This window comes from Pseudoneobacillus rhizolycopersici (assembly GCF_054786815.1).
Genome location: NZ_JBTOOE010000042.1, coordinates 1 through 13921, shown reverse-complemented (window position 1 = coordinate 13921; position 13921 = coordinate 1). Strand labels below are relative to the sequence as shown.

The following is a 13921-nucleotide window of genomic DNA, read 5'->3' as shown; positions in this document are numbered from 1 at the left end:
TAACCTTAAATTTCTCACTATATTTAGACAAAAATAAACACCCCAAAAGTTAGATTCTTTACTCTAACTTTTGGGGTGCAGTACATCTCAGCCTTTTGAGTTGGGGGATTCATCTTATGGATTATGAGAATATTTTTCCAATGTATCAAGAAGTAAGACCTGCAGAAACTTTTTAATATTAATTTTCACCTTAGTAGGTTCGTTGTTATCCTGATCCATTTCCTTCATACGAATTCTTATTTCTTGAAAATCGAAATAACGGGGTGCATAGTATTCGAATTTTGGGTTTGTGTAGTCAAATATTCCTAATGAGGCCATATTGTTAAGCGCTGCCATAATGGCTCTACGAATTCGCTGCTCGATGGATTTCGTTTCTTTTTTAACATCCTTGTCACTTCCCGAAATGGCTTCATAAAGTTCCTTAAGCGGGGGCAGTATTGTTGTGGTATCTTTACGATTGATTAAATACTCCATCATTAATACCATATCCCCGCTTCCCGTTTCTCCGAAAATACCCATATCATTTAAAATGGCCGTAACGAGTTCTTTCACACTGCGTTTCTTTGGCGTAATTTTGGTTGGCTCTACAAATGCTAGTGATTCCCGAATGGCATTTAACGATTTTCTGAGGAGAATTTGATCTGCCGTTTTTTTCAGTATGCTTTGCACTTCTAGTCGATTAATCGGCTTATGTATAAAAAATTCAATTCCTTTTTCATAAGCCTCACCGACCATTTCCTTATTTACAACTTGAGAAATCATAATAAATTGTCCAGTAAACCCCTGATTCCTTAAGTGTTCAATTGTTTCAATTCCATCAAGTTCAGGCATTAAGAAATCAATTAAGACGATATCTGGAAGAATGGAGTGGATAAGGGGAAGTGAATCGATTCCGGATTCCGCTTCACCAACTACATCCCCAAGTTCGCATTCCACAATAATTTTCTCTAGCATCCGTCTACTAGCTGTATCATCGTCTACAATAAAATATTTCATCTTCCTTCACCTCTTTCTAATGTTCCCTATCGGAATCAAGATTCGGAACACGGTTCCTACAGCCTGTGGTTCTACTCTAATTTGTCCCTGAAGAGTTTGAACAATTTCATGTACATGTGCTAACCCAATACCAGTCGCCGCTACCCCAGAATCATTAAATTTTGTGGTATAACCCGGTTCAAAAATAATGGATAAGTCCTCTTCGGGAATTCCCTTACCGGAATCCGTTATGATGAAAGTGATGAACTCTTGCTCTTCCACTATATCAATATCAATCTTCCCTCTATCTGTAATAGCCTCTACTGCATTAGCAGTCAAATTATTCAATAATGCAAGTAGCTGGATATGTTGATCGGTATAAAAATTGGTGGACATTGTCAATTGAAAAGAGATTTTCTTTCCCAACATTTCGCTATATTTTTCATTCGCTGATATGACAAATCCTAGCACATCAGAAAGGGATAACTCATCATTCGTTTTTTGTATTGTTATTTTGGATAGCCCTGCAAGAATTCGCTGAGAATCTTTCTTCACCTCGTGAATTTCTTGAGCAATAAGAAGCGCTTGGATACTTAACTCCCTTTCATTAATCTTCTTTAATTTTCGGTATAATTCATGGCTGGATGCGGTAATCTGTTCGATATGATTCATTAGTTTTTGCAAGTAAAGGGTTTCTGAATATAATCCTGAACCAACCTCGAGCATTTCTTGCATTTGTTTTTTTTGTTCGGAAACCGTAATGGAGCTGTAAATTCCCACTACAAAGTAACTTCGTAATAAGGCCACCGCACCTAATAGTGTCCATTCCCGATAGCCTAAGTTTTCATGATTTAAAAGGGTATAGCGTAAAAGGTGCTCTGCCCCATTACCGATAAACTCAAATCCTGCTGCAATAGCCCCAAGAAGAAGGGGAAAGGTTTTGTATTTCTCAATTTTTATAAGGCTGAGCCCTAGTCCATATACATAATAAAATAAAAAGGCTGGGAGATGGTTTTTTACACTTGCTAAGATTGGGACCGAATCAAATCCGATATCTTCGAAAATTCGAAAACCAGCAACAATCAAGCCGGTAAAGAACCCTGTTCGCGCCAATGAAGCTGGAGGGTGAATAAGGATAATGAGAAAAAATGTAATACTACCTAATCCGAAACGAAAAGCCTCACCATTAAAGGGTATGACCTTGATTTCACTGGCAAGGGTCGTTAAAAGCGCCGTAAGAATTAAGGAAATCCATTTGGACTTATTAAAAAACAACTTAAAAAAAGAGTCAGAAGAAAACATTGTGTCTCCTTGTCGTAAAATGATATATAGGCCATTCTAACATTTTTTTAACAAAGCCACGGTGATAAATCTTTCATTTAAATAAATTTTTTATAAAAAAATCGATCATGATAGGACTTCTCAAAGCACAAAAGGGCGAAGTTGTTTTTCTGGTAGGGGATTGGTATGATTACTGGGTATATGATGAGTTTAGAGGGGGTTTTGTGATGATTAATAAGGTTGGGAAGATTACAGTTTATGTAGAGGATCAGCAGGCTGCGAAGGATTTTTGGTTGAATAAGATGGATTTTGTACTTAAGTTTGAGCAGCAAATGGGACCCAATATGGCTTGGATAGAAGTTGGTCCGAGTGAAAATGAATTTACGACATTGGTTCTTTATTCAAAGGCGGCAATGATGCAACATAAACCTTCGGCCGTTGCTCACCCATCGATTTTATTTAGCACGACAGATATCGAATCTGCCTATGAAAAAATGAAACAAAATGGTGTACAGGTAGAAGATATGATGAGAATGCCATTTGGCACAATGTTTACTTTTAAAGACCAGGATGGGAACGAATACATACTGCGTGAGGATAAATAACCGCTTTAGCGCTTTAAAGCATGTGGGGACAGTCCCCACATGCTTTAAAGTGCTAAAGGGAATACGTTTTTAGCATTTTTTTATCGATTTTTCCTAAGGATGTATAGGGTAGTTTTTCGATAAAAAAGATTTCCTTTGGCATTTGATAGTTTGCCACCCGCTGCCGAACCCAATGAAAGAGCTCATCCTCCGACAAGGATGAATTTTCTGTTTTTTGTACAAAAGCCTTCAATCGTTGACCAAACCTTTCGTCGTTCATTCCGATAACCGCTGTTTCGACAATTTCTGGATGCTGACTGAGGACCTGTTCAAGTTCAATCGGGTAGACATTGACCCCTCCCGAAACAATCATGTCATCGATTCTTCCGGTTAAGAAATAATACCCCTTTCCATCCCGATAGCCGACATCTCCTGTCTTAATCCATGCATCGTTGCGATCCTTCATCGACCACTTATTTTTCACACAAAACTGACCGATTTTTCCGTTCGCTACAGGCTGACCATTTTCACCCAAAATCCTTAGCCTCATGCCGCTGATTTTTCTTCCAATCGTTTTAGGTGAATACCTTAAATCTTTGGGTGTAGCAATTATGTTTAAGCCAGTCTCCGATGTTCCATAGAGATTGTATAAAACGTCTCCTAAACAGGTGGTAACCTCATCAACCAATTTCGGATTTAGCCTCGCTCCGCCTGAGGCGATGCATTTAAGTGACATCAAATCCGCTGTGCGACAAGCTTGCATCTTTTGAACCATTAGTGGAACAACTGTCACCACTTCCACCGCGTTTTGCTTAATTAACCGGCATGCCTTCTCAGCCTCAAACCCTTTACTGATGACCACCTTTTTTCCTAATGCTAAAAAAACAAGCAGGACAGCAAGGCCATATCCATGAAAAATCGGGGTGGCGATATAGGCAGTATGATATTTTACTAGTTCAAGCCGTTTCAACATCGTTAAGAATGGATTCAGATAATAAAAGATGGAAGGTTTATGGGCAGCCTCCTTAGCCACGCCCGTGGTACCACTGGTCAACAGGACCAACTTTCCCATTGAAGTTCTAGACAGTCGCACTTTTTCGCCTGTTTCCAAACCTTCGAGAATGTTAAAGGCTTTATTTTTATCAAAAGGAACTTCAGTTAATAAGGATTCATCATCATAGACTAGCAAATCGAATTGATGATGATCGATTAACCTTTGAAGTTCACCTTTGGTCATCTTCACATTTAATAGGTAAATATCAACGCCTAAAGAAGAAAGTGCGAAAATCGCCTTAATCATCGGGATACTGTTTTCACAAAAGATGGCTGCTTTTTGGCCACTTTTAAGCGAATGTTGGTTCTTTAAAATAGAGGCTAGGTTTTCCGTTCTTATCAATAATTGTTGATAACTAATCGTTTCTTGATCATCTACAATCGCAACATGATCGCCGTACCGCTCGCCAATCTTCAGCAACACCATGAGATTAACGCCAAATTGAGTGATTGCCGCTACTAATCTAGTTACCCCCGAAAGGGAAAGCAATTTTAGTTGATACAGTGTATAAACGAGCTGTAACATTACAGTTTCCCCCTCCGTCCAATCCGACCGAGTACACTTTCCGTAAAGCCTCTTAGTAAAATGGATGCCAATTGCCCGAAAAATAACCACCATGGGCGATAGATTTTCCTTTTTGTGTACATGGCTTTACAAATCAAGTTGGCTACATGTTTTGTGCTCATGGCGGGCATGTTTCGATAAGCTTTAGTGGGTAGGATCATGGGTGTTCGTACTAACGGAAGGTAAATAGTTGAGGTCGAAATCCCTTTGGCATTCAGTTCAGGGGCGACCGAGCGAAACCATGTGTCGAAGGCAGTTTTCGAAGCCTGATAAGCTGCCCAATATGGGAATGGTATTAATAAAGTATTAATCGTTGATATATTAATAATCTGGCCTTGCGTTTTTTGTAGTATGGGTATGACTGACAATATCAGCTGGACCGGTGCGAAATAATTAATGGCCATTGTTCGCGTAAAATCGTGAAAGCGGTCCAATGATTGAAAAATCGAGCGCCGAATCGATTTGCCGGCATTGCTGATGATGATGTCCAGTCCATCCGGAAGAGCCTGGAGGAGTTTAAGAAGCTCCTCCAGTTCCTTCTTGTTTCGTAGGTCTGCGCCATGAACCGTTACTATTGCAGTTCCCTTTTCGATTATGAGTTTCATCTCTCGGAGTTTTTCCACTCTTCGTGCTACTAAAATGAGGTGTACCCTTTGGTCTGCGAGCTGGTAGGCTAATCTCTCACCTATTCCCGAGCTTGCTCCTGTGATAAGGATCGTCTTGCCCTCTAGTTGGCTGCTTAGTTTCTTCCTGTTCAGGTAGGTGGGTGGGAAGAGAATGTGTTTGTATAACACGATGCTCTATTCCTCTTTTACCGTTTTATAAGCCATTTTTCGAATGATTTCTTCATGTTGCGGATAATCCTTTAACAATTCAGCCTGGGAAAATAACTCGAAATCCTCAAAATCAAAGCCCGGTGACACCATGCAGCCCACTAAGGAAAATGTGTCCTCTTCCTTAACGGATGAACCGAAAATCGTGTTTTTCTTAACTAAAATTTGTGGCCGTTCACCCTTTTCAAGGTTAAGACCGAGCTTCATTTCACGGTATTCACCATTTTCATCAATGACATGGACGGACAGCGGACTTCCGGCATGAAAGTACCACAGCTCATCTGACTTTAGGCGATGGAAATGAGAAATATCCTTGGATCCTAACAGAAAATAGATGCTAGTAAAAAGCAGTCGGTTACTGCCGTGTTCCAGTCCGCTCCTTTCAGGAATCGTCACATCAGAATGAAAGGTACTTTTGAAATATCCACCTTCGGGATGGGGAGTTAGTTCTAGATGGTCAATCCAGTATTTTGCGTCTTGTTTAGTCATAACATTGGCTCCTTTTTTATAAAAATCCTTTTTCCCATTGTAGCCTTTTCTCTTTTTTATCACAATAATGGTTATGTATATAAATCAACAGTAAATATATGTATAATATGACCAGGAGACTTTTTGAAAAGCAGGTGAGCACCATGACTGAAAAAAAGCCATTTAACGACGTCATTGATCATGCTCAAAGGATTGAGGGGGCCTTACCAACCAATATCAATATGAAACAACTCCCCAAGCCAATTCGCTTTCTCGGTTACTTTTTTATCGGATTTTTCACCATTTCCATCTTGTTAGTGTTTATTTTGAATGCATTCTTTAAATAAAAATCCCCATTTAAGGGGATTTTTTCGTATGCTGATTGATTAATCGGTAGAATGGGTCCTTTTCATCAACGGTGAAAAAAATTCGATTTGCTAGTCTAGTTTTACCAAAGAGTGCCTTGGTTTCAACAGGTTCATCGAGGACGATTTCAAAGGTTGGGCCATCCATCCCTAATAATGATAAGTCGAGAACTTCTTTGTTTTTGCGGTCCTTTTCATAATGGATATTTCCACTTCGAATTTCAGAAATATTATTTAAATCTACTAAAACTTCAGGACGAACTCCAATTTTTAGAGAGAGTTGATTGTTTTTGATTAATATTGGATATTTTAGGACTCCTCGCAAATCTGCGATTAGAAAAGTCATTAATAAGATACAAAGGATTAAATGCATCCAATGTAGGATTGGACTCCATTTAAATAGAAAAAAGGAAACGCCGAACCCTTCTAGTAACATCACAAATAGCATTGCGACAATAAAACTGATGTATGCTGTTTGTTTATGATAGGTAAAATGATGTTCCCCTTCCAAATGCGATTCCGATTCAACTGTTTGTTTTTCCATAAAATAAATCCTTTCCCATTTTCTAATTTTCACCTCTTCTACATAAGGTTAGCACAGACTTCAACATGAAACTATTACTATAAATCTATTTTTAGCGTTCATGCTAAAGAATCCGTATCTTGTTTTAATGCTTAGTAGTTTATGCAATAATTTAGTTATCAAATTTTTATTCGGTGGTGTTATCATTGCTTTTTAATAACTTGATGGGATTACGAAATTTAGAGGATGGTAAGGTTATCAGACAACGGAATGCCGTTAGAGCGATTATTTTTCGAGATGATAGAATCCTTTTGCTTTACTCCAATAAAGGCGATTATAAGTTTCCTGGCGGTGGAGTGGATCAGGGTGAGACTTATAAAGATGCGCTATTACGAGAAATTGCGGAAGAGACGGGTTTTATTCATTGTGCTGTAAAAGATAAAGTTGGTTTGGTGGTCGAAAGCCAGTTCGATGTTTATGATTCAAGTGCCTATTTTCAGATGATTTCACATTATTATCTTTGTGAATTAACCAACGATGAAAAAATAGCTCAACAATTGGAAGGGTACGAGCTTGAGCAGGAATTTACCCCTAAATGGGTGACCTTGGAAGAGGCTATTGTTGCAAATGAAACAGCAATGAAACAAGCGGGGCATAACGACTGGGTTAAAAGAGAAATCTATGTTTTAAACCAATTGAAAAAAACAAACACTTTAGCACTTTAAAGAACTAGGGGACTGTCCCCACATGCTTTAAAGTGCTAAAGTGGGTTATTCATGTTTTTTATATCCAGTTTAAGTTAATTTATGGTACAATTATCCAATGATTTTCAAGGATAGGATGATTGGATGAGAAAGCTATTTATTTTGGTATGTTTGTTTGTATTTTCGCTTCCCTTTCATACATTTGCCGAAAGTAAAGGAATTAATGTCGATGATATTAATCGGTTTGTAGAGGAGCAGCGTGAAGAAAATGGTTTAGCAGGGGTTGCTTATGCGATTGTGAGTCCAGATGGTATTCTACATCATCAAGCGTTTGGAACGGCAGATTTCAAAGAAGACATGACAACGGAAACTCCTGTCGTAATTGGCTCGACTAGCAAGGCCTTTACAGCTTTGGCCACTATGCAATTAGTTGAAAGAAACAAAATCCAACTAGATGAATCGATATCTGCTTATTTACCGATTTTTTCAAACACCGAGAAAGAGGCTATTACTGTAGCCAATCTTTTACATCACACGAGCGGACTACCGACAATGGCTGGTCTCGTCCTAGTTGCACAAAGTAAAGAAAAGTCATTAGATGAAACTATTGAATTAGTTAAGGACATTGGGCTAGTCCATCCGATTGGGAAAGAATTTGAATATAGCAATATTAATTATATTATTCTATCTGCAATTGTGGAGAAGGTCAGCGGAATGCCATATGCGGACTATTTGAAACAGCGAATCATTGAGCCACTTAAACTAACAGATACCTATGTGGATAGGGATGGGGCAGATAACTTTTCCCCGGGACATGCACCTTGGTTTGGATACTCTTTACCTACTAAAGTACCTTATTATAAAAATGCTATTGCAAGTGGATACATGATATCCTCCGTTGACGATATGGCTACTTTTTTAATGGCACATATGCAGGAAAACGAGATTATTACAAAAGATATGGTCACACAACTTCACCAAGGTGTGGCTCCAATAAGCTTTATGGAAAAGGCGAAGTACGGAATGGGTTGGTTTGAAAGAGAACTTCATGGCGAAATGGTCATTGGGCATGGTGGTGATATTCCTTCAACGGGCTCCTCAGATATGTATTTCTTACCAAAGCAAAATTTAGGAGTTGTCGTGGTTTCCAATACACACAACGGTCAATTTGCACCTGGGAATGTTCACACCATAACAGAGGGAATCATCGCAAAAATAATTGGAGAGGCTCCAGAGATTGAAGAGGGTCTGAGTTTTAATATTTATTATCTGTTCTTTAATTTGATCGTTGCAATCGTATTAATAGGAACATTAGCTTCTTTTATCTTGATGGTAAAAAGAAAAGCAAACCGTCGAAACAGAGTGATACTTTGGATATCTATTCTATTACAGTTAATCTTACCGATGGTGTTTCTAATGTCAGTCCCGCTTTTCTTAAAGGCTCCATGGGAGGCGGCATTCATTTTGCAGCCAGATTTAATCACAGTATTATTTATATTCTTTTCATTAATCGCGATTAGAGGGGTATCACTCTTACTATTAACCATAAAAAATCAGACAACCAGCAAAAAATCGATAAATGTATAAAACAGAACTACACAACACTTTAGCGATTTAAAGCATGTATATTTTTTAAAGCATTAAAGCACTTTAGTGCTTTAATGCTTTAAAAAACTAGGGGACAGTCCCCACATGCTTTAATGCGTGAAAGTGTTATGCTACTTTTTCTAGTTTTTCTCCTGCTTTTAGACGTTTGCGGTATTCGGCTGTTGCTGTGAATAGGACGTCTGTGGAGGAGTTTAGGGCTGTTTCGAATGAGTCTTGTAAAACTCCGATGATAAAGCCTACGCCTACAACCTGCATTGCCACGTCAGCTGGGATTCCAAATAGACTACATGCCAATGGAATTAACAATAACGACCCACCGGCAACCCCTGAAGCTCCGCAAGCACAAACTGCAGCTAAAACGCTAAGAATGATGGCTGTCGGGATATCAACTTCAATTCCTAAAGTATGAACCGCCGCTAAGGTCAATACCGAAATCGTAACGGCAGCACCTGCCATATTAATCGTTGCCCCTAACGGAATGGAAACGGAATAGGTATCCTTGTCAAGGTTTAATTTTTCACATAATTTCATATTTACTGGAATGTTGGCTGCCGAACTACGAGTAAAGAAGGCGGTAATCCCACTTTCCTTTATGCATTTAAACACCAGTGGATAAGGGTTTTGACGAATAGCCGCATATACAATAATCGGATTAACTACCAACGCTACAAAAAGCATACAGCCTATCAACACAGTGAGTAATTTACCATAGCTTAGCAAAGATTCGATTCCATTCGTCGTGATATTTTCAATGACAAGACCCATAATTCCAAATGGGGCAAACTTGATGACCCATGTAACGATTTTCGAAACCGCATCTGAAAAGTTGGAAATTAATGTTTTCGTTGTATCCGAGGCAGTTTTTAACACAATCCCCAAAACGACTGCCCAAGCTAAAATCCCAATATAGTTAGCGTTGTAGATGGCCTTTACAGGATTATCAACAATATTTAATAATAATGATTTAAGAACCTCCACAACACCACCCGGAGCCGCCATCCCTTCAGCACCGTTTGCAAGGGTTAAGCTTACAGGGAAGATAAAGCTTACGACTACTGCTATTAATCCAGCTAAAAATGTTCCGAGAAGATAAAGGAACAAAACCGTCCTCATATTCGTTTGCTGGCCACTCTTATGTTGCGCGATGGCCGACATGACTAGGAAAAGAACCAAAATTGGAGCAACCGCTTTCAAAGCACCGACAAATAATGTTCCAAAGATCACTAGTGGTTTCGCTACTTCCGGAATGGTCACCGCTAGAAGAATACCAATCACTAAGCCGATCGATATTTGTTTAACCAAACTAAGATGATTCCACTTTTTCAAAAGATTCTTCATGGATGCTCTCTCCCCTTTTACCATAATCATTTTTCTCATAATAATATTGATAGAGCGCCAACTTAATTTTTAAAATAGTCTATCAATTCAATCTATTACTATTATATTGAACTCTTTATTTGAGTACAATAGTATTTCTTGGAAGGGGAGTCACTTCAAATATTATTCCAAAATAAAAAATGCCTGCGGAATACCCTCCGGCGAAGCATTTTAAGATGGAACTATTTAACTGATATATCTTTCAATTGTATCGTCAATTAAATCTTTTGCTTGGTATTCACTCATCCGATTTATTAAGCCTACTTCACTTAAAAAGATTTTTTTGGCATTGTCGAGCATTTGTTTTTCACTGGAATTCAGTTTTTTTTCCTTATGAATTTGTGACAAATCACGAATCACTTCGGCGCTATCTTCTATTTTTCCGGATCGCATTTTCTCTTGGTTCAACTGATACCGCTGTTTCCATGTAAGTGATCGATCCATTTCTTCTTGATGAAACGTGAGTAATACTGCCTTTAGAGTCTGTAAATCGGCAATGGAACGAATGCCTGATTTTAAGACCGAATCCATCCGAATCATGACATGCATATTACTGCTTGGCATCTTAATCACAAAGTAACGATGTGTTTGTCCTTGAATTTCCTTTTCCTCAATCGCCTCAATGACTCCCGCCCCATGCATTGGATAAACGACGTTATCACCAATTTGAAACAAATCATCCACCTCCATTTATTCTTACTTATTAAATTTAACACATATTTAGTTTTTTGTAAAATTCCTATATTACCACGACTAATTTAACTTTGTCAACACCTTTATTTCAAATATAGCGAAATATTAAATTACGTCTACCTTGGCCACTCCCAATGCAAAGTGGTGCCACAAAATCCTTTCTAGAGAATCCACCTTTGACTCCTCACAATCAACAATAAGAATGATTCCAGCATATTCACCCTTAGGAGCTTTTTTATTAGTGACCTTTACGATGCTAAGTCTAATGGCGACTCCAAGCATAAACCCAATCACTGCCCCAATTAGTCCCCAATAAATCGGACCCCAAGACCAGTTAAATCCAAGACTTGCCCCAATCACAGAAAAAGCGGTTGCCAGCACCATTCCGATGTCAAACAACGTGGTGCCATCCGCTCGATGCAATGTATCGAATAATTTGCCCTGCTCTGTTCGATGATGAAGTGGAACAGCAAAGATAGACTCTTTTTTCACGCCATTTTTTTCTAGGGCAGCAATGGCTATTTCCAAATAATTATGACTTTCAAATGTTGCAAACAGTTGCATTTCGATCACTTCGCTTTTTGCCCTTTTTTTATTCGAAACTGTGGAGATTGGTAATTTTCTTTTAAAAATTTCCTTTGCTCCCATTCGAACAGTTTATTATTTTCAACTGTATTAACATAGGAATCATATATAGCAAACCCATAGACCGATGGTAAAAACAACAGCCACTCTGGATTTATTACTGATGTAGCGTTAGAAATTTTACCAAGGAATAATAGAGAAACAGCCTCTAGGAAATGAGAATAATAAAAAAATACCACCAAACAAGTTATGAGAAAAAAGGCTGTTATTGTTCGATGGTTATAGAGTTGGCCAAGACCGGGGATAAATAAAGACCAAATGACCGATAAAACTGGGTTTCTCTTATCTAAATAATTCATTCCAAATGCACCTATGTTAAAGGTGTTAATCCGATGACCTTCATGTTCAGCCAAAATATAAATATTGTTCAAATCAACAGCTGACCGGTAGCTATCCCAAATCGCAAACAGATAAACGGGGATATACATGAGCAGCCACCTTGTATCCAATACTTCTTTCGCCATGGTGATTTCCCCTTGAAAGGAATGAATCATCGCTAGATTGACATGAGCTTTCAGATTGATGAAAATTTCCCAAATAATTAAGATATAGCCCCGATGGTATTTACAAATAAGCAAATGACCAAAACCCGGAAACGCCGCAGACCACCAAGCAATAACATAAGGATTTCGCAAATGAATTTGCGAAGTCCCGAAAATACTCACATGACCCAAGTACCGTCTTGCTGTATTATCATTCGAATAAGTTTTCATCCAACCCTCCACTAATATCTATTTCTGACATCTTGAGTACAGTTTTTCCAATTTAATGGATTGTTATGAACCGATCTAGATCTTGCCTTTTGGCAGATTTTGCTCCAACCCATTATTTAGAAGGATAAGTTGGAAAAAATAAAAGACAAAGGCTCCATTTACCCTTGTCCTACTATTCCATCATCGGAATCCGTACCAAAAATGTAGTTCCCTTCCCCATTTCACTTAATATTTGGATTGTCCATTATGCCCTTTCCACAATCCATTGAAAAGTAGTTTTAATAAGCAAATTCACAAAGAATTCACGGTTTCCAACTTTGGATTGAATTATGATGGAATTAGTACGATTTAAGGAGGGTAGATTGCCATGCCATTTAAAGCTAGAACTGAACCAAAAATTTTGTTAAAGCTACGAATTTTAAATGCCAGAATGAAACTATCAGAGGAGGATCAGTTAAATTTTTATAATCAGGAGAAAGGTTTTCAAGGTGAGATACAATTTGATTGTTTAACCGAACAACTACTTCAAAATGGCCATATCATTAACGATTTGCTAATTAGAAATAGAAACTCAGAAGAATGCCAAATTGATACCTCTATTATTTTTTATGACACCATTAATCTTTTTGATGTGAAAAATTTCGAAGGTGAATTTAGTTACTCGGAAGAAAAGTTACATAAAGTTTCCGGTCGTGATTACAAAAACCCTTTAGGCCAATTATACCGAGCCAAAACTCTCTTCCAACAGCAGCTCGACCAACTAGGCTGCAAATTAAAAGTAGAAGCATACGTTGTTTTTATTAACCCTCAGTTTACCTTGTTTAATGTTCCACAAGGCTTACCATTTATTCTTCCAACACAGATTCCAAGCTTCATGAAAAAATTAACGAACAAGCCAGCAAAACTGAATAGCCAACATCGGAAGCTAGCAGAAATGCTTGTTTCTTTACATCAGACCGAGTCATTAGTTAGTCCTCAGTTGCCTCCATTTAGTTTTGGCGGGATGAAAAAGGGGTTTTCCTGTGAGAAGTGTTTTTGCTTAACAGTGATGGTGGATGGTAGGAAAGTAGTTTGTGGAAATTGTAGCTTTGAGGAGACAGTTGAGTCTGCGGTTTTGCGAAGTGTAGGGGAAATTAAGTTGTTGTTTCCTGAATTAAAAATAACTTCCAATTTGGTATTTGAGTGGTGCGGGGGAGTTGTTAATGATAGAAAGGTAAGTAGAATCCTTGCAAAGAACTTTAAAATGAATGGTATTAAAAGATGGGCGTATTTTGAATAGAAGGCTATAAATAATTAGCTTTACTCTATTTTAGGCAAACAGTCCGGTTTTATATTGATTATTTTGACCTTGAGACCGACGCTCAATGACACTTTTGGTTTGCTCTTTGGGGATTTTGGCGTTGAGACCAGCGCTCAACGCCATTTTGGGCTTGCACTTTGGGGATTTTGGCGTTGAGACCGGCGCTCAACGCCATTTTGGGTTTGCTCTTTGGGGATTTTGGCGTTGAGACCAGCGCTCAACGCCATTTTGGGC

15 protein-coding genes are annotated in these 13921 nt (G+C 38.4%); 5 read left to right on the top strand and 10 right to left on the bottom strand.

From position 1 onward, the window contains the following. Positions 1–114: 114 nt before the first annotated feature. The gene (locus ACX9YW_RS22290) at positions 115–996 is read right to left on the bottom strand and encodes a response regulator (RefSeq protein WP_460350774.1); all 882 of its coding nucleotides are present in this window, start codon (positions 994–996) and stop codon (positions 115–117) included. A 6-nt stretch (positions 997–1002) separates the two neighbouring features. Continuing rightward, entirely contained in the window at positions 1003–2277 is a 1275-nt protein-coding gene (locus ACX9YW_RS22285) for a sensor histidine kinase (RefSeq protein WP_460350772.1), read from the bottom strand. A 206-nt stretch (positions 2278–2483) separates the two neighbouring features. Here ACX9YW_RS22285 and ACX9YW_RS22280 point away from each other — a divergent pair, with 206 nt between their 5' ends. Next, positions 2484–2861 carry a VOC family protein gene (locus ACX9YW_RS22280; protein WP_460350770.1) on the top strand — a complete coding sequence of 126 codons (378 nt, stop codon included), beginning with the start codon at positions 2484–2486 and terminating at the stop codon, positions 2859–2861. A gap of 52 nt (positions 2862–2913) precedes the next feature. Here ACX9YW_RS22280 and ACX9YW_RS22275 read toward each other — a convergent pair whose 3' ends face one another. Genes ACX9YW_RS22275 through ACX9YW_RS22265 form a run of 3 tightly spaced genes read right to left on the bottom strand, consistent with a single transcriptional unit; the run spans position 2914 to position 5780 of the window. Further along, positions 2914–4419 (bottom strand): AMP-binding protein, encoded by a 1506-nt coding sequence (locus ACX9YW_RS22275; RefSeq protein ID WP_460350768.1) that lies wholly within the window; start codon positions 4417–4419, stop codon positions 2914–2916. Then, positions 4419–5252, bottom strand: a complete 834-nt coding sequence (locus ACX9YW_RS22270; RefSeq protein WP_460350766.1) for an SDR family NAD(P)-dependent oxidoreductase — start codon at positions 5250–5252, stop codon at positions 4419–4421. Before ACX9YW_RS22270 ends, ACX9YW_RS22275 begins: the two co-directional genes overlap by 1 nt. 6 nt (positions 5253–5258) lie before the next feature. Then, positions 5259–5780 carry a cupin domain-containing protein gene (locus ACX9YW_RS22265; RefSeq protein WP_460350764.1) on the bottom strand — a complete coding sequence of 174 codons (522 nt, stop codon included), beginning with the start codon at positions 5778–5780 and terminating at the stop codon, positions 5259–5261. Between the two features lie 143 nt (positions 5781–5923). Between ACX9YW_RS22265 and ACX9YW_RS22260 the strand changes: the two genes are divergently transcribed. Beyond that, entirely contained in the window at positions 5924–6106 is a 183-nt protein-coding gene (locus ACX9YW_RS22260) for an amino acid transporter (protein WP_460350762.1), read from the top strand. A gap of 10 nt (positions 6107–6116) precedes the next feature. On the opposite strand, the gene ACX9YW_RS22255 is transcribed toward ACX9YW_RS22260, so the two are convergent. Then, complete coding sequence (locus ACX9YW_RS22255; RefSeq protein ID WP_460350760.1) at positions 6117–6668, bottom strand: hypothetical protein; 552 nt, start codon at positions 6666–6668, stop codon at positions 6117–6119. A gap of 176 nt (positions 6669–6844) precedes the next feature. Between ACX9YW_RS22255 and ACX9YW_RS22250 the strand changes: the two genes are divergently transcribed. Together ACX9YW_RS22250 and ACX9YW_RS22245 are read left to right on the top strand one after the other, a co-directional pair. Next, complete coding sequence (locus ACX9YW_RS22250) at positions 6845–7372, top strand: NUDIX hydrolase (protein ID WP_460350758.1); 528 nt, start codon at positions 6845–6847, stop codon at positions 7370–7372. 123 nt (positions 7373–7495) lie between these two features. After that, positions 7496–8938: a serine hydrolase domain-containing protein gene (locus ACX9YW_RS22245; protein ID WP_460350756.1), complete on the top strand. Its 1443-nt coding sequence runs from the start codon at positions 7496–7498 to the stop codon at positions 8936–8938. A 126-nt stretch (positions 8939–9064) separates the two neighbouring features. Here ACX9YW_RS22245 and sstT read toward each other — a convergent pair whose 3' ends face one another. The 4 genes from sstT to ACX9YW_RS22225 form a co-directional block, all read right to left on the bottom strand. Then, on the bottom strand, positions 9065–10297 hold the full coding sequence (gene sstT / locus ACX9YW_RS22240) for a serine/threonine transporter SstT (protein ID WP_460350754.1): 1233 nt from the start codon (positions 10295–10297) through the stop codon (positions 9065–9067). Positions 10298–10522: 225 nt separating this feature from the next. Next, positions 10523–11026, bottom strand: a complete 504-nt coding sequence (locus ACX9YW_RS22235; protein WP_460350752.1) for a CarD family transcriptional regulator — start codon at positions 11024–11026, stop codon at positions 10523–10525. Between the two features lie 108 nt (positions 11027–11134). Next, positions 11135–11593: a hypothetical protein gene (locus ACX9YW_RS22230; RefSeq protein WP_460350776.1), complete on the bottom strand. Its 459-nt coding sequence runs from the start codon at positions 11591–11593 to the stop codon at positions 11135–11137. Positions 11594–11598: 5 nt separating this feature from the next. Then, positions 11599–12387, bottom strand: a complete 789-nt coding sequence (locus ACX9YW_RS22225) for a hypothetical protein (RefSeq protein ID WP_460350751.1) — start codon at positions 12385–12387, stop codon at positions 11599–11601. A 367-nt stretch (positions 12388–12754) separates the two neighbouring features. Between ACX9YW_RS22225 and ACX9YW_RS22220 the strand changes: the two genes are divergently transcribed. After that, positions 12755–13666, top strand: coding sequence for a nuclease-related domain-containing protein (locus tag ACX9YW_RS22220; protein WP_460350750.1), 912 nt, complete (start codon positions 12755–12757; stop codon positions 13664–13666). The last annotated feature ends 255 nt before the right edge of the window (positions 13667–13921 follow it).

Coding starts and splice junctions, on each gene's coding strand:
- ACX9YW_RS22255 (WP_460350760.1), bottom strand. CDS start 6,668: ATGGAAAAACAAACAGTTGAATCGGAATCGCATTTGGAAGGGGAACAT.
- ACX9YW_RS22225 (WP_460350751.1), bottom strand. CDS start 12,387: ATGAAAACTTATTCGAATGATAATACAGCAAGACGGTACTTGGGTCAT.
- ACX9YW_RS22265 (WP_460350764.1), bottom strand. CDS start 5,780: ATGACTAAACAAGACGCAAAATACTGGATTGACCATCTAGAACTAACT.
- ACX9YW_RS22280 (WP_460350770.1), top strand. CDS start 2,484: ATGATTAATAAGGTTGGGAAGATTACAGTTTATGTAGAGGATCAGCAG.
- ACX9YW_RS22260 (WP_460350762.1), top strand. CDS start 5,924: ATGACTGAAAAAAAGCCATTTAACGACGTCATTGATCATGCTCAAAGG.
- ACX9YW_RS22230 (WP_460350776.1), bottom strand. CDS start 11,593: ATGCAACTGTTTGCAACATTTGAAAGTCATAATTATTTGGAAATAGCC.
- ACX9YW_RS22235 (WP_460350752.1), bottom strand. CDS start 11,026: ATGGAGGTGGATGATTTGTTTCAAATTGGTGATAACGTCGTTTATCCA.
- ACX9YW_RS22245 (WP_460350756.1), top strand. CDS start 7,496: ATGAGAAAGCTATTTATTTTGGTATGTTTGTTTGTATTTTCGCTTCCC.
- ACX9YW_RS22275 (WP_460350768.1), bottom strand. CDS start 4,419: ATGTTACAGCTCGTTTATACACTGTATCAACTAAAATTGCTTTCCCTT.
- ACX9YW_RS22220 (WP_460350750.1), top strand. CDS start 12,755: ATGCCATTTAAAGCTAGAACTGAACCAAAAATTTTGTTAAAGCTACGA.
- sstT (WP_460350754.1), bottom strand. CDS start 10,297: ATGAAGAATCTTTTGAAAAAGTGGAATCATCTTAGTTTGGTTAAACAA.
- ACX9YW_RS22285 (WP_460350772.1), bottom strand. CDS start 2,277: ATGTTTTCTTCTGACTCTTTTTTTAAGTTGTTTTTTAATAAGTCCAAA.
- ACX9YW_RS22290 (WP_460350774.1), bottom strand. CDS start 996: ATGAAATATTTTATTGTAGACGATGATACAGCTAGTAGACGGATGCTA.